The sequence below is a fragment of the Prevotella aff. ruminicola Tc2-24 genome, assembly GCF_900110895.1.
GTDB lineage: Bacteria > Bacteroidota > Bacteroidia > Bacteroidales > Bacteroidaceae > Prevotella.
In genome coordinates, this window is sequence record NZ_FOIQ01000004.1 from 74830 (window position 1) to 100374 (window position 25545).

Annotated in this window: 21 protein-coding genes and 1 tRNA gene; 9 read left to right on the forward strand and 13 right to left on the reverse strand. The window is 50.6% G+C overall.

The window, feature by feature from the left end; translation table 11 throughout:
• Window positions 1-74 precede the first annotated feature (74 nt).
• Window positions 75-1067, reverse strand: a complete 993-nt coding sequence (locus tag BMY63_RS08505) for a hypothetical protein (RefSeq protein WP_091901007.1) — start codon at window positions 1065-1067, stop codon at window positions 75-77.
• A 246-nt stretch (window positions 1068-1313) separates the two neighbouring features.
• On the opposite strand from BMY63_RS08505, the gene BMY63_RS08510 reads away from it, so the two are divergent.
• From BMY63_RS08510 to BMY63_RS08525, 4 genes are all read left to right on the forward strand, one after another.
• Window positions 1314-1517 carry a maltose acetyltransferase domain-containing protein gene (locus BMY63_RS08510; protein WP_256218983.1) on the forward strand — a complete coding sequence of 68 codons (204 nt, stop codon included), beginning with the start codon at window positions 1314-1316 and terminating at the stop codon, window positions 1515-1517.
• Between the two features lie 155 nt (window positions 1518-1672).
• A complete protein-coding gene (locus BMY63_RS08515) occupies window positions 1673-1885 on the forward strand; it encodes a hypothetical protein (protein ID WP_091915955.1) in 213 nt (70 codons plus the stop codon).
• Window positions 1886-2037: 152 nt separating this feature from the next.
• On the forward strand, window positions 2038-3225 hold the full coding sequence (locus BMY63_RS08520; RefSeq protein WP_256218990.1) for a radical SAM/SPASM domain-containing protein: 1188 nt from the start codon (window positions 2038-2040) through the stop codon (window positions 3223-3225).
• 140 nt (window positions 3226-3365) lie between these two features.
• Window positions 3366-5294 (forward strand): TonB-dependent receptor, encoded by a 1929-nt coding sequence (locus BMY63_RS08525; RefSeq protein ID WP_091915959.1) that lies wholly within the window; start codon window positions 3366-3368, stop codon window positions 5292-5294.
• An 11-nt stretch (window positions 5295-5305) separates the two neighbouring features.
• Here BMY63_RS08525 and BMY63_RS08530 read toward each other — a convergent pair whose 3' ends face one another.
• The 3 genes from BMY63_RS08530 to BMY63_RS08540 are packed head-to-tail and all read right to left on the reverse strand — an operon-like array spanning window position 5306 to window position 8927.
• A complete protein-coding gene (locus BMY63_RS08530) occupies window positions 5306-6154 on the reverse strand; it encodes a CvfB family protein (RefSeq protein ID WP_091915961.1) in 849 nt (282 codons plus the stop codon).
• Window positions 6118-6798: an ABC transporter ATP-binding protein gene (locus BMY63_RS08535; RefSeq protein ID WP_091901147.1), complete on the reverse strand. Its 681-nt coding sequence runs from the start codon at window positions 6796-6798 to the stop codon at window positions 6118-6120. The genes BMY63_RS08530 and BMY63_RS08535 overlap by 37 nt, the downstream gene beginning before the upstream one ends.
• Before the next feature lie 5 nt (window positions 6799-6803).
• Window positions 6804-8927, reverse strand: a complete 2124-nt coding sequence (locus BMY63_RS08540; protein ID WP_091915964.1) for a cation:proton antiporter — start codon at window positions 8925-8927, stop codon at window positions 6804-6806.
• A gap of 208 nt (window positions 8928-9135) precedes the next feature.
• Here BMY63_RS08540 and BMY63_RS08545 point away from each other — a divergent pair, with 208 nt between their 5' ends.
• Complete coding sequence (locus BMY63_RS08545) at window positions 9136-10149, forward strand: aspartate-semialdehyde dehydrogenase (RefSeq protein ID WP_091916243.1); 1014 nt, start codon at window positions 9136-9138, stop codon at window positions 10147-10149.
• The gene (locus BMY63_RS08550) at window positions 10146-10583 is read left to right on the forward strand and encodes a lipocalin-like domain-containing protein (RefSeq protein ID WP_091915966.1); all 438 of its coding nucleotides are present in this window, start codon (window positions 10146-10148) and stop codon (window positions 10581-10583) included. The genes BMY63_RS08545 and BMY63_RS08550 overlap by 4 nt, the downstream gene beginning before the upstream one ends.
• A gap of 3 nt (window positions 10584-10586) precedes the next feature.
• On the opposite strand, the gene BMY63_RS08555 is transcribed toward BMY63_RS08550, so the two are convergent.
• On the reverse strand, window positions 10587-11381 hold the full coding sequence (locus tag BMY63_RS08555) for a DUF4249 domain-containing protein (protein WP_091915968.1): 795 nt from the start codon (window positions 11379-11381) through the stop codon (window positions 10587-10589).
• A 4-nt stretch (window positions 11382-11385) separates the two neighbouring features.
• Window positions 11386-13443, reverse strand: coding sequence for a TonB-dependent receptor plug domain-containing protein (locus BMY63_RS08560; RefSeq protein ID WP_091915970.1), 2058 nt, complete (start codon window positions 13441-13443; stop codon window positions 11386-11388).
• A 100-nt stretch (window positions 13444-13543) separates the two neighbouring features.
• On the opposite strand from BMY63_RS08560, the gene BMY63_RS08565 reads away from it, so the two are divergent.
• Window positions 13544-14011 (forward strand): membrane lipoprotein lipid attachment site-containing protein, encoded by a 468-nt coding sequence (locus BMY63_RS08565; protein ID WP_091900988.1) that lies wholly within the window; start codon window positions 13544-13546, stop codon window positions 14009-14011.
• A gap of 539 nt (window positions 14012-14550) precedes the next feature.
• Here the strand turns inward: BMY63_RS08565 and BMY63_RS08570 are convergent.
• Genes BMY63_RS08570 through rsfS form a run of 3 tightly spaced genes read right to left on the reverse strand, consistent with a single transcriptional unit; the run spans window position 14551 to window position 17902 of the window.
• On the reverse strand, window positions 14551-15399 hold the full coding sequence (locus BMY63_RS08570; protein WP_091915972.1) for a phosphatidate cytidylyltransferase: 849 nt from the start codon (window positions 15397-15399) through the stop codon (window positions 14551-14553).
• Between the two features lie 3 nt (window positions 15400-15402).
• Window positions 15403-17469: an ATP-dependent zinc metalloprotease FtsH gene (gene ftsH, locus BMY63_RS08575; protein ID WP_091915975.1), complete on the reverse strand. Its 2067-nt coding sequence runs from the start codon at window positions 17467-17469 to the stop codon at window positions 15403-15405.
• A gap of 40 nt (window positions 17470-17509) precedes the next feature.
• Window positions 17510-17902, reverse strand: a complete 393-nt coding sequence (gene rsfS / locus BMY63_RS08580) for a ribosome silencing factor (protein WP_091915977.1) — start codon at window positions 17900-17902, stop codon at window positions 17510-17512.
• Between the two features lie 264 nt (window positions 17903-18166).
• Here rsfS and BMY63_RS08585 point away from each other — a divergent pair.
• Window positions 18167-18237: transfer RNA gene (locus tag BMY63_RS08585), tRNA-Gln, on the forward strand.
• Window positions 18238-18283: 46 nt separating this feature from the next.
• Here the strand turns inward: BMY63_RS08585 and BMY63_RS08590 are convergent.
• The 4 genes from BMY63_RS08590 to BMY63_RS08605 all read right to left on the reverse strand — a co-directional run bounded on the left by BMY63_RS08590 (window position 18284) and on the right by BMY63_RS08605 (window position 24048).
• Window positions 18284-20152: a DUF349 domain-containing protein gene (locus BMY63_RS08590; protein ID WP_091915978.1), complete on the reverse strand. Its 1869-nt coding sequence runs from the start codon at window positions 20150-20152 to the stop codon at window positions 18284-18286.
• Window positions 20153-20324: 172 nt separating this feature from the next.
• Window positions 20325-21251, reverse strand: coding sequence for a magnesium transporter CorA family protein (locus BMY63_RS08595; RefSeq protein WP_091900978.1), 927 nt, complete (start codon window positions 21249-21251; stop codon window positions 20325-20327).
• Between the two features lie 335 nt (window positions 21252-21586).
• Window positions 21587-23044 carry an aminoacyl-histidine dipeptidase gene (locus BMY63_RS08600; protein WP_091915980.1) on the reverse strand — a complete coding sequence of 486 codons (1458 nt, stop codon included), beginning with the start codon at window positions 23042-23044 and terminating at the stop codon, window positions 21587-21589.
• A 2-nt stretch (window positions 23045-23046) separates the two neighbouring features.
• Window positions 23047-24048, reverse strand: coding sequence for a lysylphosphatidylglycerol synthase transmembrane domain-containing protein (locus tag BMY63_RS08605; protein ID WP_091915982.1), 1002 nt, complete (start codon window positions 24046-24048; stop codon window positions 23047-23049).
• A gap of 427 nt (window positions 24049-24475) precedes the next feature.
• Between BMY63_RS08605 and rsmA the strand changes: the two genes are divergently transcribed.
• A complete protein-coding gene (gene rsmA, locus BMY63_RS08615; RefSeq protein ID WP_091915985.1) occupies window positions 24476-25282 on the forward strand; it encodes a 16S rRNA (adenine(1518)-N(6)/adenine(1519)-N(6))-dimethyltransferase RsmA in 807 nt (268 codons plus the stop codon).
• Window positions 25283-25545: the final 263 nt, after the last annotated feature.

Consider the following 25545-nt stretch of genomic DNA (forward strand, 5'->3'; position numbering starts at 1 on the left):
CCTGACCGGCGTGGTGGAATATCACTAGCACCGTCAGGCACACCTTCAGATTGTCCAGATATAAAAGCCGTTTTTTATTCATTTATTTTTAAATACTCCATAATTCCCTTGCGATAGACTTCTGCGGGATCGTTGATGCCCTCCTTCGACAGGCGATCGAATATCTGGCAGAATGTCTGCACGTCGGCCTTGCCGAAGGAACGATAGTCGGCAGTCTCACGGCCTGCAATTTTGCAGTTGTACCAGCAGGCCAGACTCTCGAAGGCACTCCAGGGCACGTAGGTCAGGTCGCGCTTTGAATCGAGCTTCCGTGTGTAGACTTTCATTTCCTCCACGATGGGGTCGATGCTGTCCTGCATCAGGAAGATGCCGAACTCATGACTGAACATCGCCAGCTGGTAGTCGATGTCCTGATTATACCAGACGGTGTTGGTGCTGTCGTTCAGATTATTGTACGAAGGACCTTTATGGCCTGCACGATAGAGCAGCCAGTGATAATCGCCACGACGCCAAGTATAGCCCGTCACCCGTTCCCAATCCTTGACGAACGACAGCTCCTGCATCTTCTGGCTCAGCAGTTGCCGACGCTCCTCCATGTCAGCCTTCACTTGTGGATAGACGTTCTTGAGATAAGCGTCGTAGTGAGTTACATACACGTCGGCGATAGCACGGACAGCAGCCATCACGTCGGCTGGTGCATTTGCTTTCCTACCTTCGTTCATCACTATATTCATGGCCACTCGCATTGAGTCGACATTGGGTATGTTTTCTGCCGAAACACCAAAGAAGAATGGCCAGGCCAACATGCCTCCCTCGCCTTGTCCGAAGGTCAGGTAGTCCTTGTACTTCTGCAAGGTGTCGATAGCTGCCTGCGGAAATGTGTTGCCATATTTCGCAGCATACGCTGAGTCAGAGAATCCCAGTTCCGCCAGCGTGTAGAGATGTGTCACGTAGTTCACCTCAGGCCGAATCTCCATCAGTATCTTGATCTCCGGCTTTGGTGTTTGCGCCTGCTGGGGAAGGGCTCCAGAAATCAGAAACGCCAAGAGTAAAAATACATGCTTCATTGTTCCCATGTTTTATCGTTCTAATTCAAAATGGAATGGCTTGTCGAACTGCCAGTATACTTTAGAGTTTGACATTTTGTTTCTTGTTCACAGTGCAAAGTTCGGAACTTTTAGCGAGGTTTACAAAGGAAAAATCATAATATGGAGGGGATTTTCCCCTATTTGTGAGTAGGGAAAAATCTTCGTATCAATCTTTACTCGTACCTTTGCACCCGTTATGGTATAGCAAATATAGGAGAATAAGCGATGACAGAGAAAGAGAAAATGCTGGCTGGTGAGATTTATTCCGCCGTTGACCCGCAGCTGATTGAAGAACTGACGGAAGTGAAGGAAATCATTCACGATTATAACCTGTTGCGCCCATCGGAGAAACTGAAGGCAAGGGAAATCCTGAAAAAGCTGTTGGGCCACATCGCTGACGACGAGATTCTGCTTTCCTATGCCAGATAACATGAAATGGTTGGTTATTCTCGTGAATAACTCAAATATGACCTTTAAAAATTTGTAAGTTTGAAACAAAATAACTATTTTTGCTGTCAATTGCGAAAACAATAGCGGAAACCGAAAAGCTAAAAGAGTAGGTGTTTATTAGTTTCTATAGATCTATGAAAGATTCTATTTTTAACATCATTGAGAAAAATGATGCACAGAATGAGTTTGATCTGCGTCTTGCAAAAGATGCTATGGGGCAGATTTTGGGTGGTAGAGAAAAGTTCAAAATGATCGATTACGCAGGAAGAGATTTCTGCGATCCTTGGTCAGATTGTGATGCATGGAATTGCGCTCCTGACTGTACTTGCAAAAGCAATCTCTGCTAAATTCACTTACAGAGGTAAGGGCGTTGAAGGGTTAAAGCCGGAAGATGCTCTTACCTTATCTTTTTTTGATTATCATGGTTTGGTCAATTTATAATTATCTTTTTGATAAAGACAATACTACTTATTTGTATAATTCGTATACAAATAACTTGATGGAAGTGAAGGAGGATAAGAAGGCGATCTTGGAGGCATGTCAAAGGGGCGATTTCGATGCTGTACCGCAGGCTGTCCAGGATCAACTCCAAAAAGAATGTATCGTAGTCGAAGACAACGCAGATATCTATAATCAGATAAAACTGGAAAGATCTCTATCGAGATATAATAACAAATACCTTTCACTGACCATTGCGCCAACTACTGCATGTAATTTCCGATGTGGATATTGTTACGAAGGCGGTATTGAGAAAAAGGTGTCAAAATCGGTCGATCAGTCGATTTCTGATATTCTTGGTTTCGTGAAGTCGTTCAAGAACACGAAATATCTGCGTGTGACATGGTATGGTGGGGAACCGCTACTCATGTTTGATTTTATCAAACAGTTATCTGAGAAGTTCATGGAAATGTTTGATAATTATGAGGCGTTTATCATCACCAATGGTTATCTCATGAACTCAGAGGTCGTCCAGGCATTTAAACGGTATAAGGTCAAGGGCGTTCAGATAACCATAGATGGTTTGGAGGAAACCCATAACCAGCGCCGTCCGCATTGTACAAATAAAGACAGCTTCCAGGTTATTATAAAGAACCTCACGACTTTGTTTCAAGAGTATCCTGAGGTTAGGGTATCATTAAGGGTTAATGTAGACAAATCTAACGAAGATGAATACCACGAGCTATATCATTTTCTTAAAGACAGGTTTGGGGATTATCATATAAATATTCATCCCGGTTATGTGACAGACGATTTTTCAGAAGTGTCCAATAATAAATGCATGATGCAGTGTGACAAGGTGAAGTTCGTTCTGAAGCAATACGATCAATATAAGATACCTATCTCGTTATACCCCAGCTCTTCCTTTGGCGAGTGCAGTGCACGGCATATCAACAGCTTCGTGATTGGCCCGGAGGGAGAGCTATATAAATGCTGGAATGATATCGGCGTCAAGGAAAAGTCGGTAGGAAGTGTGACGGACTTCTCGTTCTCAAACAGGCTCGTATTGAAGTACCTGTTGGATAACGACCCGTTGGAGTCTGAGGAGTGTAAGCAGTGTTTTTATTTCCCTATATGCAATGGCGGATGTCCCTACAATAGGATATTCACGTCAAATAACCAGTGCATAGTCATGAAGCAGAATCTGAAGGATTTCTTGGTAAGATATATCGATACAAAGATCAAATGATTAAAAAGGCATTTTATATTAGTGCATTGTTTTTACACATATGTACATGTCTAAATGCCCAAGAGGTAAGAGCAGACACGGACTCCATCGCTCGTGAACAATATCTGCAAGAGGTCGTTGTCCATGCAAGTTACCTTTCTGTGAAGGACAATCATATCGTTGGCGTGCCTACGCAACAACAGCGTAGGCATGCCCATACGGGATATGACCTGTTACGTCATATGATGCTACCTGGGGTAACCGTCATCAGAAAAGAGGGAAGGGTAAGCACCCCTGCTGGTGATGCCACCCTTTATATCAATGGCCGGGAGGTGAGCCCACGAGAGGTGGAATCATTGCGTCCCAAGGATATAGCCCGTATTGAGTATTATGATATGCCGACAGGTAAGTTCGCCAAAGATGCCGCCTCTATCAACTATATCTTGAAAGACTATCATGATGGAGGTTATACGCAGCTGGATGCCAGACAAGGGCTGGGCTTCTTGTTGGGCGATTATAACGGGATCTCTAAGTATTCTTTTAAAGACTACAACCTGAACCTCTGGGCTGGATATAATATCAAAAGTCCTAAAAACGAGGCAGAGGAAAAGGAAACGTATTCCTTCCCGGATTATGTTGTCAACAAAGAGAGCCGCTATCAGGATGGGGGAGACCGTACGATCAACAAATACGGCATCGCCAGCATCAGTCAGTCAACAAAAGAACGTACATGGATGTTGCGTGGTGGTATAGAGAGCAGCTCGTCTTCCGATTTTGTCGACCAAGGTCGTATTACCTATTCGGATGGACTTCTTTCTTCCGTTCGTTTTGCGCAGAAGGATCTCTTTCGCAGCGTGAAGCCAACCTTGTCTGTGTATTACCAGCGAACGATGTCTCCTAAAAGGAACTTTGAAGTCATGCTTGATAGTTACTACTCGCGCAACAAGTATGATAGAAGCTATACAGAACAAGATGCCAGTTACCCATACCACTCGAAGGAAGATTATTACTATGTGAAACTGAATGCCAACTACACGACCATGCTTCCGCATAAGGCACAGCTTACATTCAGTCTCCATGAATATATACATATCAGTCAGTTGTCAAACGATGTGAACGAAAGTGGCAAGCAGAAACTCCATTCCTCAGAGACCATTCTGTTTGCTAATTATGGGAAACGCTTCGGAACTCAGTTCATGCTCAATGCCAATCCGGGGGTGTCCTATCTTGTTTATCAGTTGCAGGGGTATGATGCCATCAAGCATGTTACCCCAAGGATCAACCTTTCGGCCGCCTACCTGATTGACAAATCTCAAAGACTACAGTTACGTTTTGCTTTGGGCAACACCCATCCTTCATTGAATACAGTTAATCATACGAGTCAACAGATAGACCGCTTTATGATTCGTCGGGGAAATGTGGATATGGATAACTCCGTTATCCTGCAACCTATGTTGACTTATATGTACAATCACAAGAAGGTGACCGTCGGTCTGACGGGTTCCTATATGTATCTTAACCATGCGATAGTTAATGATTATCTGACGGAAGGAAACAGGATGATCAATACTTACTCAAGTGATGCCCGTTATCGTACTACAGCTTTCAGTCTGTCCACCACCTATAAGCCGACATCCTCTTTTAATCTGCGCGTCAATGGCGACTACCAATATACGTCTATAAGTGGACCTGCCAATATACATCAGAACACGTTGAAGATGGGGCTGTTGGCAAACTGGTATGTGAAGGATTTCTTATTCTCGATGTCATGCAACACCCCCTATAAGGAGATCCTGAATAATCAGATATACGTCCACGTCCCCTGGGAATATGATATGGGCGTGGAGTGGTCGCATAAGAACATGGCTGTCGAGGTCGTCGCCAATCATATATTCCTACGGAACAGCAAAACTGTCAGGAGAATCGATACAGACATTTATGATTACCAGTCCTCTCTTATCAGTGGTCTGCAAAAACAGTATCTGACAGCGAAGGTGATCCTGACGATTGATTATGGCAAGAAAGTGAACAAGTCGCCTAAGTACAACCTGAACTCAAGTGAGAGTGCTATCATGAGAGGTAAGATCTGAAGGCGGCCCGACTAAGCGAGACGGATGCCATTCCCATCCTCTTCAATCGTGATCAGACGACGCTTATACAGGTCGCCGATGGCCTTCTTGAAGGCTTTCTTAGAAACCTGGAAACGATCGTAAATAAGTTCGGCAGGCGACTTGTCGCCCAGATTGCAATAACCATCGTTCTCATAGAGGTAGCGCAGCAACACCTCGGCGAAGTCGAGGGCGTGCTGTCTGCCGCTCTGATGAAGGGTCAGGTCGATCTTCCCGTCTTCACGTACATGGTCCACATAGGCTTTTAAGCGCATGCCGCTGTGCAGGGGTTGGAAGATCTGGTTCTCATAGATCTGTCCCTGAAAGCGGTTATTGACGATCACCTTGAAGCCGAGGTCGGTCTTCTGCCATATCAGAATGTCCACCTCCGTACCATGAGTCAGCGCCGGCAGGTCGTTGATGGTTGGTATCTCGAGATACTTGTCGATCTTCGCGGTAGCCATCAAGCGGTAGCTATCCTCATCCACCTTAATATATACGATATAATGGTTCCCCTGTTCCATCCTTTTCTTCTGTTCACGGAAAGGACAGAAGAGGTCTTTCATCAGTCCCCAGTTCAGGAAGGCGCCAAACTGATTCACCCAGGCCACCTCAAGACTGGCAAACTGGCCCACCTTGGCATAGGGATGCTCCGTGGTAGCCACAGGTCGCTCCTCCTGGTCGAGGTAGATGAACACTTCGATATCGTCGCCGATATGCATGTTCTTGGTCACATAACGCTGGGGAAGCAGGATCTCACCTTCTTCTCCACCGTCGAGATAAAGTCCGAAGTCTACCGACTTGACTATTCTGAGGGTGTTGTAGTCTCCGAGTCTGAGCATATGAGTCCGTCTTTTAGGTGAATGGTACGGTCGGTGATGGCCGCCAGTTGCTCGTCGTGTGTGACGATGACAAAGGTCTGTCCGAACTTGTCGCGAAGGTCAAAGAACAACTGGTGCAGCTCTTCCTTGTTCTTTGTGTCGAGAGAGCCGGAAGGTTCGTCGGCAAGGATCACGGCCGGGTGGTTGACCAGTGCGCGGGCCACGGCTACGCGCTGCTTCTCTCCACCCGACAGCTCGTTGGGCTTATGACTGGCACGGTCGGCCAGTCCCATGAACTCGAGCAGTTCCTTTGCCCGTTGTCTCGCCTGTTTATGCGACATGCCGGCGATATAAGCCGGGATCATGATGTTCTCGATGGCCGTGAACTCAGGGAGCAACTGATGGAACTGGAACACGAAGCCGAGATGCTGGTTCCGGAAGTCAGAGAGCTTCTTCGACGAGAGCGAGGTCACGTCGATACCGTCAACCGTCACAGAGCCGGTGTCGGGGCGGTCGAGCGTGCCGATGATCTGAAGCAGTGTGGTCTTGCCGGCACCACTGGGGCCGACGATGCTCACCACCTCACCTTTGTCGATATGCAGATCGATACCTTTCAGTACTTGTAGCGATCCGAAGCTTTTGGTGATATTTCTGATGTCAATCATATCTTTCATTTCTTTCTATGGATCCAACGTAGGATAGTATCATAGATACTCTTCTCCTCATGGTGCTGCGCCTCGGTGAAGCTCATACGGTCGTCCTTCGTGTTGCCGAACTGGTCGGGGAAGATGATCATGAGGTTCTTGCCGGAGAAGAACTTCTGCAGCTCATCAGGCAGACGCTCCAAGGCCGTCTTATAGGAGATAGTACCCTTTCGGGCGGTCACCACCACGAAGAGATGATCCTTCGCGATGCCGGATGCCAACTGGGGCAGTTCGTTCCAGTGCCCCATTGGCGTATATTCCGCCCGCACGTTCGGATGCCGGTTGTTGATATACTCTGCAATCAGCGCGAGCGACTCGTTACGACCATGGAACTGGATGCGGCAGTCTAACTGGCCGGCCAGTCGACTCAGTCGTTCCAGCCACCGGTGGAAACCAGGCTCGAACTCTGCCCGCGAGGGGACGGCCACTTGGATACGTCGGAGCGTGGACATCGGTTGCACGAAACGGGTCAGGACGATCTGTCGGTTCAGACCGTTATACAGACTCTGGATGAACTCACCCCAGAAACGAGGGTTGATGTCGGTATGGACGTGCATACCCATGATGATCTCCGAGCAGGCGAACTCCCGGAAGGCGTGCTTGATGCCGTTGGCGATGTTGGTGGCAAGACGGACCTGTGTCTGCATACCGACATCAGCGGCACTGGCCTGCTGTTGCAGATGCTCCAACAGACGGAGACCCTGAGCCCGGGCCGTACTACTGTTCTGGTCGTCGTAGACCACGTTGAGTGCCACCAGGTCGCGCTTCAACCGTTGGTTACGCATCAGCGTGGAGAGGTCGAGCAGCTGTGGCGCAATATCCGGGTACTTCACACAGAGCAGAATCTTCTCGTCATCGTCCTTCGGGGCTTCCGCTGTCAGGTGACTCTTCTCTTGCAGGATAATCTGTTTGGATGCATGCTCGGTCATCATCGTACTGATGATGCAGGTGAAGAGTATCATCATCACGACACCGTTCAGCATGTCGTTATTGATCAGGTACTCACCGGGGGCAACCTCCAGACGCATGCCGACCATGACCATGGCGATGGCACCTGCCGCATGGGCGGAGGTCAGACCGAACATCATGTTACCGTCGGCTTTCGAGAGTCGTAGTATCAGACTCGACAGGTAGGCTGCGACAGCCTTGCCGAAGGTACCGAAGAAAACGATGAGGAACACGATCCACGCCATCTCTATACCTGAGAACAGGGTGCGCACATTGATGAGCATGCCCACACCGATCAGGAAATAGGGAATGAACAGGGCATTACCGATGAACTCGATGCGGTTCATCAGTGGCGACACGTGGGGGATGTATCTGTTCAGGATCAGTCCGGAGAAGAACGCTCCGAACACCCCTTCGATGCCGATCAGCGAGGTCAGCGACGCACTCAGGAACATCACGCCGAGCACGAAGATATACTGCATGACGGCATCGCTGTAACGGCGCAGGAAGTAACGTGTCAGTTTAGGAATCAGGACCACGCTGCCCACACAGAACGCTGCGAACTTCAGAAGGAACAGCAGCCAGAACTGCCACCCGCTATCTCCGTCGAACGAGCCGGACAAGGCGGCCAGCATGACGAGGGCCATGAACAGCGATATCATGGAAGAGCCGACACTCAGCGTGACACTCGTATGTTTCTGAAGACCGTAGCGGCATATGATAGGGTAGGCAATCAGTGTGTTCGATGCCATGATACATCCCAGAAGAAACGACGCCGACGAAGAGTAGTCCAGGATGGTCAGTGCCATAATGTATGTCATCACGAAGGGAACGAGGAAGGTGAACAGTCCGAAGAGGACGAAATGCTTTGAACGCTTCCTGACACCGTCCGTGTCCATCTCCAGTCCAGCGAGGAACATGATATAATACAGGCCGACACGTCCGAAGAGCTCAAACGAGTTGTCGCGCTCCAGGATGTTCAGACCGTACTGTCCGATCAGCACACCTGCCAACACCATTCCGATGATGTGTGGGATACGGAGCTTGCTCATGACGATCGGGGCAAGCAGAATGATCAACAGGACTACAAAGAAAATCAGTGTAGGGTCGGTTATTGGGAAATATGTCGCTAGTAGGGTCATTCTGTCTGCAAAGGTACGAATAAAAAATAATTAGGAAATAAAAAAAGAATAAATTCTTTTGTATTGCGCTCGACTTTTCGTAATATTGCCATCAAAGATGGCGAAATTACTCCGTCTCGGCAAAAAAAGAAATGTATTTCTTTTGTATTGCGCTCGACTTTTCGTAATTTTGCAGCCTAGTAATCAACAAAAGATAGAATTAGGCAAGATGAAAGTAGCAATTGTAGGTGCAAGCGGTGCCGTAGGACAGGAGTTCCTGCGAATCCTTGATGAGAGAAACTTCCCGATGGATGAGTTGGTATTGTTCGGATCAGAGCGTAGTGCCGGTCGAAAGTACACCTTTAAGGGAAAGGAGATTGAAGTGAAGTTACTTCAGCATAACGATGATTTCAAGGATGTGGACATCGCGTTCACCAGTGCCGGCGCCGGCACGTCGAAGGAGTTCGCGGAGACCATCACTAAGTATGGTGCCGTGATGATCGACAATTCCAGTGCTTTCCGTATGGATGATGATGTACCCTTGGTAGTGCCCGAGTGCAATGCCGAGGATGCCCTGAACCGTCCCCGTGGTATTATCGCCAACCCGAACTGTACGACCATCATGATGGTCGTGGTGCTTCAGCCGTTGGAGCAGATCAGTCATATCAAGCGTATCCACGTGGCCTCTTACCAGAGTGCCTCTGGAGCCGGTGCAGCTGCCATGGCAGAGCTGCAGCAGCAGTATAAGGAGATGGTTGAAGAGGGTGAGGTGAAGACCGTCAAGAAGTTCGCCCATCAGCTCGCCTATAACGTGATTCCTCAGATCGACGTGTTCCAGCCCAATGGTTACACGAAGGAAGAGATGAAGATGTTCAACGAGACCCGTAAGATCATGCACACCGATGCCAAGTGCTCGGCCATGTGTGTCCGTGTATCGTCGTTGCGTTCTCACTCTGAGTCTGTATGGATCGAGACCGAGAAGCCCATCAGCGTCGAGGAGGCTCAGAAGGCCATCGCCGCTGCTCCCGGTTGTACGCTGAAGGACGATCCCACCACCCTCACTTATCCGATGCCGCTGGAGACAGCCGGCAAGGACGATATCTACGTCGGTCGTGTGCGTAAGGACCTGAGCGATGACTGTGGTCTTACCTTCTGGCTTTCTGGTGACCAGATCCGTAAGGGTGCTGCCCTGAATGCCGTGCAGATTGCCGAGTATCTGGTGAAGGTCGGCAATGTGAAATGAGACTGAGAGCCGTTTGTTCTCTGCTCTTCTTTCTCCTGCTACTGTCGTGCAGTGGTGGCGATGATGACGGGCGCCGTCTGGGCGAGGTGATTGTCGGTACCTGGCAGTTAGGGACGAATGAGGGCGATATGCTTGTCGAAGGCGATCTGACGATGGAGCTCGCCTTCGACAAGTTCGTTTTCCGTGCTGACGGAAGCTATAATGGGATGATGCGTAAGGGCACGTTCTTCTCTACAGACGAGACGGGCGACATCATCCTTGAGGGACGATATCAGTGTGACAACCATAACCTGAAGCTGGAGGGCGGCGATGGCTATCAGCTGGCCCTTACCGCACAGGTGCTGTTGTTCACAGACGATACGATGCAGTTGCAGTTCGTCGGTGATGACGGTCGTCTGACGGTCACGCTGGTACTCCGGAAGACCATAGACTGATACTTATTCTGCTTCTTCCACGTCTGTGGCATGGTACACACAGTCGTAACTCACCTGACTGTAGGCGGAGAAGTAGCCCAGACAACCGCCGGTGAAGTTCTGTATAGGATTCGTGCCAGTGTTCTCCATCAGCTGCATGGAGTACAGGTAGTCGTAGGCACGCTGGTCGATGGCCCGTATCTCCAGATGAAGACGGTCACCCTCCTGTAGCATATCATCGCCGGTACTTCCTTCCCGGTCGAAGCTGAAGAACTGTTGCAGTTCCTTGTTGGGATCCATATCGTCGCGGCATACCGACCATCTGTATGCGATGTTGTTCCGGTAGAGATGAATGAAGTACCAGTTCGCCTCGTTGGGGATATCCTGGAAGAGCAGCTCGCTCATCAGAAACCTCTCTGTCATGATCTTCTTCCAGAGAAAGCGGAACTTATTCAGCTGAGGCTTCTTCTGCATGGTCGATGTGGAGGAGAAGTGCTGGCCGTCGAGGTCGATGTCTATCCGGTAGGTCACCCCGGGCGTACCTGTGGCGTCGGCCTTGTAGTAGCCGTTCTTTGTGTATCTGAGTGCCGTCGTCGTTCCGTCGCTGCCGGATATGGTGACGGTAGCCTGACTGATATGACTGCTCGTCGTGTTGTCGTTCATGTCACACGTCTGAGTGATGCGAGCTGTCATCCCTTCATCCGAGACCGAAGCCTCTACGACGTAGAGCGGATCGACCTGATGATAGTCTATTGCAATCTCTTTCTCACAAGAGCAGAGCAGGCCGATGAGGATGAACAGAAGTGGAAGATTACGCATAGGGTCAGAACTTGATATTGAGTGATACAGAAGGGATGATGCCGAAGAGCGAATACTGGACGGCCCGGGTACGGTTGCCGTCCTGACTGTCCTCGAAGTTGATGAGGTAGGGGTTATACCTGTTGTAGAGGTTGTAGATGCCGAACACCCACTGTTGGGTGCACCACGACCGTTTCTTGGTCCAGATGGCACTCACGTCCAGACGATGGTAGTCGGGGGCTCGGTAGCCGTTACGCTCGGCATAGTAGTACACCCAGTTGTCCATGATCTGGTACTTACCACTGGGGGCGGTGAAGGCCTGTCCGCTGTTGAACACCCAGGCGGCGTTGAACGACCATCGGTCTGAGAGCCTGTACGACGCCACGAGGTTGACGTCGTGCCGACGGTCGTTGCTCGCGTCGTACCATCTGCCGCCGTTGATGCCGTCGATGCGGGTCTTCGACCACGACAGGGTATAGGCCAGCCATCCCGTCAGTTTCCCGTTGTTCTTTCGGGCGCACAGCTCCATGCCGTAGCTCTTCCCCTCGCCGGGCAGCACCAGTCGTTCGATCTCGATCTCACTGCCGAACGATTTCCCGTCGCGGTAGTCGATCACATGGTCTGTCTTACGGTAGTAGGCCTCCAGTGAGAAGTCGTAGTCTTGTGTCGCAGTCATCGTATAGAGACCGGCACTGACCTGATCGGCCACCTCGGGCTTCACGATATTACTGCTGATGGTGTAGCGGTCGAAGGGTGTCGACGTGCTCTGGTTGCGCAGGGCGTGGATATGCTGTGAGGTACGGGCATAGCCCAGTTTGATACTGGTCTGTCCTGTGGCCTGATAGCTGATGCTGGCGCGTGGCTCCAGGGTGGCGTAGGTCTTTACGATCTCGTTCCTACCGTAGTTGTAGTACCAGTCGATGGTGCCGTCGGGGGCGATGTCGTAATACAGCGAACCGCCGAGGGGAGAGAAGGTCGACAGGCGCAGACCGAGGGAGGCGGAGAGCGCCTCGGAGATGTGCAGTGTGCCGTTGAGCCATGCGGCGTTCTCCCATGCACGCCGCTCCTCCTTGTCGTGCTTGCTGACGATCACCCACTCGGCCGACTTCACGTTGAGCAGCGAACTCTGGATGCCTGCCTTGAGCTGATGCTCGCCCAGTGCGAGGTGGAAGTCTTGTCGGATGCTCCCTTGTCGGATATGTCCTTTGTAGGTGAGGTTGAACCCTTCGAAGTCCACCCCATTGTCTGTCTGGTAGTCACTATAATATAAGGTGGTCTGTGCGTTGGAGCCTCCGTTGAAATGGTGCAGCCACTTCAGACTGGCACTCCTGTTTCCCCAACGGATATCGACCATCTTGTCTATGGCGGTCTTGTCGTAACCGGTGAAGAAGGTCAGGAAGAGTTGGTTGCGGGCGTTCAACGTCCAGTCGAGCTTTGCGTTGACATCGTAGAAGTACAGGGTGTTGTTCTTATAGTCGTCCGACAACTTCAGGAACATATCCATATAGGTGCGTCTGGCGGTCACCAGGAACGATGCCTTGTTCTTGACGATCGGACCTTCGACGGTCCCTTTGGCGGAGAGCAGACCGATGGTGGTACTACCATGCCAGCCGTTCCTGTTGCCTGTTCGTCCCGTGATGTCGAGCACGGCCGACGAGGCACCGCCGTACTGGGCGGGCAGCAGTCCTTTGTAGAGTGTGCCGGCCGCCAGGGCATCGTCGTTGAAGGCAGAGAAGAGGCCGCCCATATGTCCTACGTTGTAGACGGGGGCATTGTCGAACAGCACCTGGTTCTGTGCCGATGTGCCGCCTCGTACCTGGAAGCCGCTGGAGGCATCGCTCTCGGCCTTGACACCGGGCAACAGTTGGATGGAGCGCATGATATCGTTCTCGCCAAACAGTTGCGGCGCCGATGTCAGGTTCTCCAGTTGCAGCACCTCGGCACCCGTCTGCACGTTCTGTATGCGTTGCCGGGCTGAGTTCGAGGTGATCACCACCTCCTCCAACCGTTCTGTGCGGATGGAGTCTTCCTCTGCCGAGGATAGCATGAAAAGTGCGGATAATAGTATACCTGCTGAAAACATGTGTGCAAAGGTATGAAAAAAATAGAAATAGTTGTCAAGAATAAACGGAAATAAAAAAAATATTGTAAATTTGTCGCGAAATCACAAATGATTGACAACGATGAAGAAGATTATTTTTGCGATCGTGGCATTTGCCGCCCTGTGCGCTTGTAGTGGGGAGAAGAAAGAACTGTCGTATCGCGGTCTGTCCATGGGACTGCCGTTCCAAACCTTCTGCGACTCTATGCAGGCTCGTGGTTTTTATGTAGACTCCGCCAAGTCGGACTCTGCGAGTGGTCTGGTCGTGATGGCCAACCCCAGCACGAACTATCGCATTTCGATTGCCCAGAAGGAGGGACAGCTGGTGGCGTTGCAGGAGAACTACAAGATCTCTACCAACGACAGTACCCGGAAACTCTGGCAGCAGATGCGCGACCAGTTCGAGAAGGAGTTGGGCAGCTGGCCTAACATGCCGAAGCATGGGGATGATCATAAGGTGGCGAAGTTTGAGACCGACGGTGGTTTCATCACGCTCACCGTGGAGAACACCTATAAGCCGACATTTGCTGTCCGCTACGACAGGAAGTAAGTCTTCGGTGGCGTTTTGTCCTAAAAAAGTGCCTAAAAAAGTGTTCGTCAGAAGTTGCGAACTAGAAAAACCAAGGGGCCTCTTATAGTCCCTTTTTGCCCTATTATGGTATACTTTCGACCTATCTGGAGTGGAGAACGACCCTACTCCGGGTAGGGATGCCTCTTTACAGTTGAAGAGATAGGTTCCACGACTGTAAGGAATGGCACTTACGAGAGAAAGAGATAATCCCTTATAGGGTATAGAGATTATCTCTTACACTCGTGAACCCTATCTCCACGACTCATAGACCCTATCTCCATGACCGTAAAATCCCACCCCTTCCTTGTGTGGGCGTAATCGTCTTATTATCAGCCAATTATGAAAACGATTCAAAACTCGCGTCTACACCCCACATTCCCATGTTCCAGCCCACCACGCAAGCTATGCGCGCCCATTTGTAAAGATATATCACAGCAGGGCATATAGGTAATCATATGAAAAACAGGCGGCTTCTCACTCAAGAGAAACCGCCTGCTTATTCTGGTATGTGTGTTGTCTTACAGGATGGTCAGCGTGTAGAGATAGACCACGGCTGCGGGGATGGCCAACAAGGACGAGTCGAAGCGGTCGAGCATTCCACCGTGACCGGGAAGGATGTGACCACTGTCCTTGATGCCGAGGGTACGCTTGAAGAGCGACTCCACAAGGTCGCCCCAGGTGCCGAAAACAACCACCGTCAGTCCGAGACCGGCCCATTCGACGGCGCTCAGCTGGAGATCGTTGACACCATACTGCTCTGTGAGGTACCACACCAATACGGCGATGACCATCACGAGGATGCCACCACCGACGGAGCCTTCCCAGCTCTTTCCCGGTGAGATACGCGGAAACAGCTTATGCTTGCCCAGAAGGGAACCGCAGAGGTAGGCGCCGGTGTCGTTGATCCAGAGGAAGACGAACACGGAGAGGGGTATCAGATAGGTGTAGCAGATGCCATCGCCCACGGCACGGAAGGCCAGCACATTCAACAGGGAGAACGGCAGGGCGATGTAAAGCTGACTCATCATCGTATAGGCCCAGTTGCTGACGGGATCTTCTTGTTTCAGATAGAGCTCGGCAATCAACAGGTAGATGATGGAGATGAGGTAGGGGATGAACACGCCGGAGGATGTGATGCCGCTATTGTAGCCCATCATGGCCAGGAAGAAGTAGACGCCGGCTACGGTGCAGATCAGACGGTTGATGGCGACGTGCTCTCTCTCGTTGACCAGTCCGGTGAACTCCCAGATGGTGAGTCCGGTGACAACGGCAAAGAGAAACGCCATGGCCTCCGGACGTAGGAAACATGTTACGATGGCGGCCACGAAAAATACCGCCGTGATGGTTCTGACGATAAAATTCCTCATATCTTACTCCTTACTGTTGGTTTCTTCGTTGTTCTCTTCGCCTGCTTCCGTCTCTTGCTTCTTGGCGGCCTCGGCCTCCAACTGACGGGCGCGCTCCTCGGCCATGCGCTCGGCGTCGGCGCGCTGCTGAGCCTCGAGCAACTCCTCGGCACGACTGGTCCAGGGACGCTTACCGAAGATCTTCTCCACGTCGTCGGCGAAGATCACCTCACGGTCGATCAGCAGCTGTGCCAGTTGGGCATGGCCCTCGGCATGCTCGCTCAGGATGCTCTTGGCACGCTCGTATTGCGTGTTGATCATCTTCAGCACTTCATCGTCCATCGTCTTGGCTGTCGTCTCGGAATAGGGGCGCTGGAACTGGTACTCTGTGTTGTTGTAGTAGCAGACGTTCGGTAGCTTGTCGCTCATGCCGGCATAGGCGATCATGCCGTATGCTTGTTTGGTGACGCGCTCCAGGTCGTTCATGGCTCCAGTGGAGATGCTGCCGATGAAAAGGTCTTCGGCGGCACGACCGCCAAGCAGTGAGCACATCTCGTCGAGCATGGCCTCCTTGGTCTGGATGACACGCTCCTCGGGCAGGTACCAGGCAGCACCAAGGGCCTGACCCCTTGGTACGATGCTGACCTTCACCAGTGGGTTGGCATGCTCGGTAAACCATGAGATGGTGGCATGACCAGCCTCGTGGATGGCGATAGAGCGCTTCTCGGCCTCAGTCATCACCTTCGTCTTCTTCTCCAGTCCACCGATGATACGGTCGACGGCATCGAGGAAGTCTTGTTTCTTGACCGACTTACTATCGTGGCGGGCGGCTATCAGGGCTGCCTCGTTACATACGTTGGCGATATCGGCACCTGAGAATCCCGGGGTCTGACGGGCCAGGAAGTCGATGTCGACACTGTCGTCGATCTTGACGGGCTTCAGGTGAACCTTGAACACTTCTTTCCGCTCGTTGAGGTCGGGCAGGTCGACATGGATCTGTCGGTCGAAGCGTCCGGCACGCAGCAGGGCGGAGTCGAGCATGTCGGCACGGTTGGTGGCCGCCAGGATGATCACACCACTGTTCGTTCCGAAACCGTCCATCTCCGTGAGCAGGGCGTTCAGTGTGTTCTCTCGCTCGTCGTTACCGCCCATGGCGGGGTTCTTACTACGGGCACGGCCTACGGCATCGATCTCGTCGATGAAGATGATGCAGGGCGACTTGGTCTTCGCTTGTTGGAAGAGGTCGCGCACACGACTGGCACCGACACCAACGAACATCTCCACGAAGTCGGAACCCGACATCGAGAAGAAGGGTACGCCGGCCTCACCGGCAACGGCCTTGGCAAGCAGGGTCTTTCCTGTTCCCGGAGGACCGACGAGCAAGGCGCCCTTGGGGATCTTACCACCCAGTTCGGTATATTTCTGCGGGTTCTTCAGGAACTCCACAATCTCCTGGATTTCTTGCTTGGCTCCGGCCTGACCAGCCACATCCTTGAAGGTGATACCCAATTCGCCACCTTTCTCGTACATCTTGGCTTTCGACTTGCCGACGTTGAAGACACCGCCTCCGCCACCCATGCCTCCACTGCCCATACGGCGCATGAGGAAGATCCATAATCCTACAATGAATAGGATGGGCAGGAAGTTGTAGAGGAGTGTTGTGAACAGACCGTTGTCTTTCTGGTTCTCATAGACCAGGTCGCCGGTGAACTTCTTCTCTTCCTTGGCCTTCTCGATGAACGGCTCTACCTGATCGACGGAGCCGAACTCCACCTCCAGATACGGGTCGGTGCCTGTCTGTTGGGTGCCCTGATGGAACACATCGCGGATATGTTCGGGCTTGACATACATCTTGAGGACGCTCTCGCTCTTGTTGATCACGATCTTTGAGGCATAGCCGTGGTTGACCATGTCCTTGAAGTCGGAGTATGAGGTGTTCTTGGCGATGCTACTGTTGGTGGGACCGCCACTGGAAAAATAGAGTAGGCCCAGCACAACGAATGCGAGGATGTAGATCCAGGTCATGTTGAATCTGGGCATGTTCATCTTCGGTCCGTTGTTTCCGGGTATCTGATTGTTCCTATTGTCCATATGCTCTTTCTTTGTTGTGTTATTGTTTTGGATGGTTTGTTTAGTCTAGGTCGGGAATCCTGGTCAGAGGTGCATCTTCCCAGAGATGTTCCAGATCATAGTATTCGCGTACGTCGGGCAGGAAGATGTGAACCAGTACATCGCTGTAGTCCATGGCGACCCACTGCGCGTTCTCCAGTCCTACCACATGGGCGGGCTTTTCATGCAGGCGCTCACGGGCAAAGTCGCTGACAGACTCTGTGATGGCCTCGACCTGGGAGGGCGAGTTGCCTTGACAGATAATGAAATATTGGCAGATGGTTCCTTCTATTTTCCTGAGGTCTGCAACGACAATGCTACTTCCTTTCTTTTCCTGGATGGCTTCTGTGATCGTCTTGACAAGTTCCTCGCTGGGTGAGGTGGCTTTACGCCCTGATGGTTTTGTTTGCTCCATTAAATATGATTATGTGATTTATTCGACAAAGGTACAGCAAATCGAGTGAAATGCAAAATAAATTAGGATTTATTTTCATTTCCTGGATACGGCTACAATCCAAGGCTTACTGGTCATGGGAAGGTCGGCGGGGGCAAACACGGGTGGAAAAGTACCTTTTTATCTCTTTTTGATAAAAAAACGGCTAAAAATTTTGTCGGTTCCAGAAAAAGTAGTACCTTTGCATCCGCAAAACGGGATACGGATGTCCTGATGCGCTGATTTTGGGGTATGGTGTAATGGTAACACTACAGATTCTGGTCCTGTCATTCTTGGTTCGAGTCCGAGTACCCCAACAAAAGAAAAGAGATTTCCCAAATGGAAATCTCTTTTTCTTTTATCTTATTGCTTGTTCTCTGCGTCGATGGCTTTGATCTTCTCCTTGACGAGGTTCATGTCATCCTTGAGTTTCTGCACCTTCCGGTTCATCTCGTCAATGAGACTGTTGCCTTTCTTGGAGGAGGCATTCAGGAAACCGAGGTTGTTCTCATAGGTCTGTATCTCCTGCTTGAGGGCCTCGTACTGGCGGAACAGACGTGAACGCTCGTTGTCGAGGGCGTTCTCGCCACGCTCGGCCACCTGCTTGATGGTCTGCTTGAAGTTGCTCAGACGGCGCTTGGCCACACTGATGTTCAGTTCCTTATACAGTTTGTCGAGAACGGCATGATACTCCTCGTAGATCTTATCCTTCTCTTTATAGGGCACATGACCGATGGCATTGTACTCTTCAACGAGCTTCTGTACCTTCTCCTGGATATCCTCACCCGTCTCCTCGGCCACAGCCTTGAGCTTCTCGATGACCTCACGTTTCTTGCTGAGGTTGGTATGCTCTTCTCCACGCTGTCCGGCTCCGGCGGCATTACGAGCCTCAAAGAACTTGTTGCAGGCTCCGAGGAACTCCTCCCATAACTGGTCGCCCAACTTCTTGGGAACCATGCCGATGGTCTTCCATTCTTTCTGCAGGGCGATGAGCTTGTCGCTGGTCGATTTCCATTCCGTGGAATCCTGCAGGGCCTTGGCCTTCTCGATGAGTGCGCGTTTCTTATCTGCATTTTCCTTGAACGTATCTTTCAGTGACTTGAAATATTCTGCCTTACGACCGAAGAAATCATCGCAGGCGGCACGGAAGCGCTCGAAGATCTTCACGTTCATCTTCTGCGGTGCGAAGCCGATGGTCTTCCACTCGGCCTGGATATCGATAATGGCCTTGGTGTGCTTCTCCCAGTCGCCGCTGCCCTTGTTCTCTTCTGCGGCAATAGCCTCTACCTTCTCGCAGAGAGCTGTCTTACGGGCCAGGTTCTCTTCCTCCTTGGCACGGATGCCCTCGAAGTGCTGCTGGTGACGCTTGTTGATGACTGTCGAGGCGGCCTTGAAGCGGTTCCATATCTCCTCGCGCAGTTCCTTGGATACCGGACCGATCTCGCGATATTCCTGATGCAGCTTCTGTAGCTGGTGGAAGGCACTGATCACATCTTCCTCCTCGGCCAACTTCTCTGCTGCCTCGCACAGACCGGTCTTCAGTTCGAGGTTCTTCTTGAAATCATATTCGCGTGCCTCACTGTTCAGACGGAGCATGTCGTAGAACTGCTCGACATAGAGCTGGTAGTTACGCCACAGCTCGTTAGCCTTTTCTGCGGGTACGTTCTTGATCTCACGCCATTGCTGCTGAAGCGCCTTGAACTCCTGATAGCTCTTGTTGGCTTCCTCGGGTGTGGTGATCATTGATTTGATCTTCTCGATGATGTCAAGCTTCTTTGTCAGGTTCTCCTGCTTCTCAGCTTCCTGCTCTTTGAAGATTTTGGCGCGTTTTTCCTTGATGATGCCCATCTCTGCCTTGAAGGCCTCTTCTTTTTCATCAGGGGAGATCTGATACAGCTCGGGGTCGCCGCCTGCGTCGATATACGCCTTCAGGTTGGCTTCGCGCTCGGCAATGTGCAACTTGTAGAACACAGTCTTCAGATAGTCTACCTCCTCCTTCTGAGGCGCCTCGTCGCCGTGGGCAATCTCCTGGATACGGGCCAGAACCTCGGCCTTGGTCTCATAGACCTTCTGGGGCTGTTCCGCTGGCTCTTCCGCAGGTGTGGATACTTCCTCGGTTGCTACTTGAGAAGCGTTCTCTGCTATTGGCTCTTCAGCCTGCTGAGGGGTAACTTCTTCCTTGATTACTTCGTTTTTGCCCAGTTCGAGGGCATTTTCTTGAGAGTCCATCATTTAACTTTTTAGTTATTGACATTCAGTATAATGATGCGGCGCATCATCGCATTTGGGCTCAAAATTACTAAAAAGAAGTGAAAAGCGAAGAGTGAAGCGTAAAAAGTTGCAACGTTTTTTACTTTTTTAACTATTTGCTATTTACGCTTCACTCCTCGTTTTCAGTCACTTTTTATACAAGTCGCTTATGTCGGAAAATCCACCACGCGATGCCAGAGATGGCTCCGGAAATCAGGATGGCGAATATGAATCCCCATGATTTCGCTTCCATGCCGTTGATAAGGTTCATACCGAACATAGAGGTAATCAGGGTCGGTATCATCATGATGATGGTGACGGACGTCAGCGTACGCATCACGGTATTCATATTATTATTAATGATGCTGCTGTAGGTGTCCATGGTCGACTCCAGAATGTCGGAATAGATGCTGGTGGTCTCACGGGCCTGCGACATCTCGATGTTCACGTCTTCGATCAGGTCGGCATCGAGCTCGTCGATCTGCAGTTTGAACTTCAGCTTCGACAGCAGGTTCTCGTTACCACGGATGGATGTCTGGAAGTAGGTGAGCGAGTCTTGCAGACGACTCAGGCCGATGAGGCTCTCGTTGTTCACCTCACGGTCGAGGTTGCGCTTGGCCTTATCGATGAGCATGGAGATCTGCTTCAGGCGCTTCAGGTACCAGACGGCACTGCTGAGGAAGAGTCGGAAGATCATGTCCACATGGTCGGTGAAACCCACGTTGCGTTTCTGTTGGAAGCTGACGAAGTCGATCATCATGTTCGTCTCGTAATAGCAGACGGTGATGGTGACGTCGCGTTTGTGGATGATTCCCAAAGGTACGGTGGTATATGGCGTCCTGGATCGTATCTCCTTGACATAGGGGATACGGAGGATGATCAGCATCCATCCGTCGTCGTACTCGTAACGGGCACGCTCATCGGTATCGCTGATGTCGCTCATGAAATAGTCGGGAATATTGAATTGCTTCTCCAGCATATGCTGGTCTTCCTCTGTCGGACACGTCACCTGTATCCAACAATTGGGCTGCCACTCGTTGAGCTGGGTCAGTCCACCTGCAGTGTTCCAGTAAGTCTTCATTTTGCTAATCCTTTTTAAGCTGTTAGCCAATTTAGCGGCAAAGGGATTAGCTGCTTTGCTCGCTATCCCCCGCCTTTACAAATTGTAATTATCCGCCGGGTAGTCGTCCATTTTTGTTAATAATTTGGTTTAATCGGGTGCAAAGTTACGAAAAGTCGAGCGCAAAACAAAGAAAATCTTTTCTTTTTTTGCTAAGACGGAGTAATTTCGTCATCCGTGATGACAAAGTTACGAAAAGTCGAGCGTAAAAAAAAGAATTTCGAAGATAAAATAAGTTAAGAGTTAAGGAAAATGCATGAGTTGTGCATTTTTTCCTTAACTCTTAATACGCTCTCTTATTTCACCGGGATGTCCTCAAGAGTCTTCTTCAGGAGCGTCCAGAAGGGTTCAACGGTCTTGATGAGGGCGCGCTCGGTGGTCGTATGAGGCGACTTCATCGTAGGACCGAGACTGACCACATCCAACCAAGGATACTTGCCGAGGATGACTGAGCATTCCAGACCAGCATGGTCAACTTGTACGATGCCGTCCTCGTCGAACAGTTCCTTATACTCCTTCAACAACAGGTTCAGAATCTCTGAGTCGGGGTTCGGGTCCCAACCGCCGTAGCTTCCTGCTGTCTCTACCTTCATGCCAGCCATGGAGAAGCAGCTATCCAAAGTGTCGACGATATAGTCCTTCATGTCCTCACGACTGCTGCGAGCCAGGATCTTCAGTGCTGCCTTACCATTCTCGATGTCGATGATGGCGAGGTTGCTGGAGGTCTCCACAACGTCGGGATAGCTGGGGATCATACGTACCACACCATCGTGACAGGCGTGGATCGCGTTGATCAGGTTGTCCTGGATCTCCTCAGGAACCTCTGTCTTCGGAGTCTCCACGTCTTCCACGTAGAATTCGATACCGCTCTCGATACCCTTGAACTCGTCGATGAGGAGTTCTTTCCAGTCTGCGACGGTCTGCTTCAGATCGTCTACGTTCTCCTTCGGCAGGGTCAAAACGACCTCGGCTTTGAAGGGGATGGCATTGCGCATGTTGCCGCCATGCCAACTGACGAGGCGAGCCTCTTCGGTCTCGATGACCTCGCGGACGAAGCGTGCCATCTGCTTGTTGGCATTGGCGCGACCCTCGTGGATCTCCAGTCCTGAGTGACCACCACGTAATCCTTTCAGGGTTACCTTCACAGCTACATCCTCAGGATCGGTCTCTGCCTCCTTATACTCCAGTGTGGCTGTCACGTCGATGCCTCCTGCACTACCAATGACGAACTTACCCCAGGTCTCGGAGTCGAGGTTCATCAGGATATCGCCCTGCAACTCGTTCTCGGGCAGGTCGTTGGCACCATACATGCCAGTCTCCTCGTCGGCTGTGATCAGAGCATCGATAGGACCGTGCTTCAAGGTCTTGTCTTCCATCACGGCCATGATGGCGGCTACGCCCAGACCGTTGTCGGCGCCGAGGGTGGTACCCTTGGCCTTCACCCACTCGCCGTCGATCCATGGCTCTATGGGATCGGTCTCGAAGTTGTGCTTCGACTCTGGCGTCTTCTGGGGCACCATGTCCATATGGGCCTGTAGGATGACACCTTTGCGATTCTCCATACCTGGTGATGCTGCCTTGCGCATTACGATATTATTGGCGGGATCCTTGAAGACCTCAACACCAGCTTCTTTTCCGAACTCGAGCAGGAACTGCTGGATCTTTTCCAGATGTCCGCTTGGACGGGGTACTTGTGTCAACTTGTAGAAATTGCGCCAGATACATTCTGGCTTCAGGTTCTTGATTTCGCTCATAGCTATGTTGTTTTTAGGGTTATACGTTTTGTGAATGAAAGGGCGGCCCAGGCATAGATGCCAAGAGCCACGACCAGCATGGTCTGTACGGTGTGCACGATCAGTACAAAGTAGAGCGCGTGTTCGTCGACCACGCCATATAGTATCAGCATGGTCTTCACAGCGAAATGCCACGGACCAGCACCATTGGGGGTCGGCACGATGACGGCAATGGATCCGACAACGAAGGTCACCATCGCACAGGCCAGTCCCAGGTGTTCTGTAAAGTCGAAGCAGAAGAATGTCAGGTAATAGTGCAGGAAATAACTGCCCCAGATGCCTATCGTGTAGAAGATGAACAACGGCAGGTTCTTGACATCCTTCAGTGAGATGATGCCTTGCCAGATGCCTCCGGCGGTGGCTTTCACCTTACTATATATATTAAGGCTCCTAAGCAGAATATGCAGAAGAATCAGGATGGCCACGATACAGACGACAGTGACGAGGTAGCCGGTCAATGAGAAATTGTGGAGAATAGAGTCCAGACTGGTACCAGTCTGGTCAAAGAAGGTGCCGAACACACTCAGTTGGAACAGTAACGTCAGTCCTGTGATGCCGCCAATCAAGAGGGTGTCGATGGCACGTTCTGTCACAACGGTCCCTAAGGCCTTGGAGAACGAGATGCCATCGTAGCGTTTGAGGATGCCGCAACGCGTAAACTCACCGATACGGGGTATGACCAGACTCACGGCATAAGAGAGGAACACGGCATAGAGGCTCGTTGAGGTCCTGGGGCGCTCGCCGAGCGGCTCCAAGGTCTGGCGCCATCGCCATCCACGGAACATCTGTGCGAGTATGCCGAAGGGAAAAGACAACAGCATCCATGCCCAATTCATCTCGTCTGTCAGCACATGCTGAAGACGGGTGAAGTCTTCACCCCGATACATCCAATACAGAATGACCCCACCCAGCAGGATGGGGAAGACAATCTTCGTGGTATTGGTGACGATGGTCTTTGTTTCCATAGCTGCAAAGGTACGAATAAGAGATCGAAATTCCAAATTTATTTGGATATTTCCGAACGGTCGTTCCGTGGAGTGATATGTCTTGTCCGACTTGATGCTTGTCAACTAAATGCCTGTTTTTATGGCTTTTGTATTCGGGAATCTTGGCTGTGTGCGCAAACAGTCGTACCTTTGCATCGTTTTTAGGATAACATATATAGAATTAAAAGAAAGGAAATTAATTATGACAGTATTATTTTTGGTAACATTTGTTGTTGCTGTATGTATTGCTGAGGCCGTGAAGGTGAACAACGACATTAACTTAGGCTTAAAATAACTTGAGAGAGTAACAAAGAAAGCATAGAAGAGACGGGTAGGGCGTGAGCTCCGCCCGTCTTTTTTCTGCTTTTGTTTGGTATTCCGCACGAATTATCTTAAATTTGCACCCATGAAACAAGTAAGACCTAAGAAGAATCTTGGTCAGCATTTTCTGACTGACCTGAATATCGCCAAGGCGATAGCCGATACTGTGGACGCCTGTCCAGAACTGCCTGTCTTGGAGGTTGGTCCAGGTATGGGAGTGATGACACAGTATCTTGTGGAGAAACCTCGCCCTTTTAAGGTGGTCGAGATTGATCGCGAGTCTGTGGCCTATCTGCATGAGAACTTCCCACGTCTTATTAATAATATAATAGGTGGCGATTTCCTGAGAATGGATCTGCGTGAGGTCTTTGACGGACAACAGTTCGTGCTGACGGGCAACTATCCTTACGACATCTCCTCGCAGATCTTCTTCAAGATGCTCGACAACAAAGACCTGATACCTTGTTGTACAGGTATGATCCAGCGTGAGGTCGCCCTCCGTATCGCTTCGCAGCCAGGTAACAAACAGTATGGTATCCTTTCTGTACTTATTCAGGCATGGTACCATGTTGAGTATCTTTTCACTGTCGACGAGAATGTGTTCAATCCACCGCCAAAGGTGAAGTCGGCTGTCATCCGTATGACACGTAACGAGGTGACCGACCTGGGATGTGATGAACAGCTCTTCAAGCGTGTTGTCAAGACGGTGTTCAATCAGAGGCGGAAGATGCTGCGCGTCTCCCTTCGTCAGTTGTTCGACGCTGCTCATCCTGCTCCTACATCTTTCTTTGAGGATCAGATGATGACTCTGCGACCTGAGCAATTGTCTATTCCCCAGTTCATTGAACTGACGAATAAGGTGAAAAAAGTTCTGTTATCGAGCACAATTTGATTGTGTTCGCACACAATCACTTGACATACATCAAAAGAAATGCGTTTTTTCGCCAAAAGTGCATAACAATCCATTGTGGGTTGCAAAAATCGTCGTACCTTTGCATTGTCAATCAGAGATGATGACTCTTTAATAGAAACACAGACACGATACAGTGGTATTAGTTTAGGTAAAAGATTGGTTTAGGTTAGTTAGAGTTAATAGTTAGTTAGAATTTAGGTTTTAGGTTTATTGAATTTGATTGGAGATAGGTATTTCTAAGG

Excerpts from the sequence above, each read along its gene's own strand:
- BMY63_RS08505 (WP_091901007.1), bottom strand. The coding sequence starts at position 1,067 with ATGAAGCATGTATTTTTACTCTTGGCGTTTCTGATTTCTGGAGCCCTT.
- BMY63_RS08510 (WP_256218983.1), top strand. The coding sequence starts at position 1,314 with ATGACAGAGAAAGAGAAAATGCTGGCTGGTGAGATTTATTCCGCCGTT.
- BMY63_RS08515 (WP_091915955.1), top strand. The coding sequence starts at position 1,673 with ATGAAAGATTCTATTTTTAACATCATTGAGAAAAATGATGCACAGAAT.
- BMY63_RS08520 (WP_256218990.1), top strand. The coding sequence starts at position 2,038 with ATGGAAGTGAAGGAGGATAAGAAGGCGATCTTGGAGGCATGTCAAAGG.
- BMY63_RS08530 (WP_091915961.1), bottom strand. The coding sequence starts at position 6,154 with ATGCTCAGACTCGGAGACTACAACACCCTCAGAATAGTCAAGTCGGTA.
- BMY63_RS08535 (WP_091901147.1), bottom strand. The coding sequence starts at position 6,798 with ATGATTGACATCAGAAATATCACCAAAAGCTTCGGATCGCTACAAGTA.
- BMY63_RS08540 (WP_091915964.1), bottom strand. The coding sequence starts at position 8,927 with ATGACCCTACTAGCGACATATTTCCCAATAACCGACCCTACACTGATT.
- BMY63_RS08545 (WP_091916243.1), top strand. The coding sequence starts at position 9,136 with ATGAAAGTAGCAATTGTAGGTGCAAGCGGTGCCGTAGGACAGGAGTTC.
- BMY63_RS08550 (WP_091915966.1), top strand. The coding sequence starts at position 10,146 with ATGAGACTGAGAGCCGTTTGTTCTCTGCTCTTCTTTCTCCTGCTACTG.
- BMY63_RS08555 (WP_091915968.1), bottom strand. The coding sequence starts at position 11,381 with ATGCGTAATCTTCCACTTCTGTTCATCCTCATCGGCCTGCTCTGCTCT.
- BMY63_RS08560 (WP_091915970.1), bottom strand. The coding sequence starts at position 13,443 with ATGTTTTCAGCAGGTATACTATTATCCGCACTTTTCATGCTATCCTCG.
- BMY63_RS08565 (WP_091900988.1), top strand. The coding sequence starts at position 13,544 with ATGAAGAAGATTATTTTTGCGATCGTGGCATTTGCCGCCCTGTGCGCT.
- BMY63_RS08570 (WP_091915972.1), bottom strand. The coding sequence starts at position 15,399 with ATGAGGAATTTTATCGTCAGAACCATCACGGCGGTATTTTTCGTGGCC.
- ftsH (WP_091915975.1), bottom strand. The coding sequence starts at position 17,469 with ATGGACAATAGGAACAATCAGATACCCGGAAACAACGGACCGAAGATG.
- rsfS (WP_091915977.1), bottom strand. The coding sequence starts at position 17,902 with ATGGAGCAAACAAAACCATCAGGGCGTAAAGCCACCTCACCCAGCGAG.
- BMY63_RS08590 (WP_091915978.1), bottom strand. The coding sequence starts at position 20,152 with ATGATGGACTCTCAAGAAAATGCCCTCGAACTGGGCAAAAACGAAGTA.
- BMY63_RS08595 (WP_091900978.1), bottom strand. The coding sequence starts at position 21,251 with ATGAAGACTTACTGGAACACTGCAGGTGGACTGACCCAGCTCAACGAG.
- BMY63_RS08600 (WP_091915980.1), bottom strand. The coding sequence starts at position 23,044 with ATGAGCGAAATCAAGAACCTGAAGCCAGAATGTATCTGGCGCAATTTC.
- BMY63_RS08605 (WP_091915982.1), bottom strand. The coding sequence starts at position 24,048 with ATGGAAACAAAGACCATCGTCACCAATACCACGAAGATTGTCTTCCCC.
- rsmA (WP_091915985.1), top strand. The coding sequence starts at position 24,476 with ATGAAACAAGTAAGACCTAAGAAGAATCTTGGTCAGCATTTTCTGACT.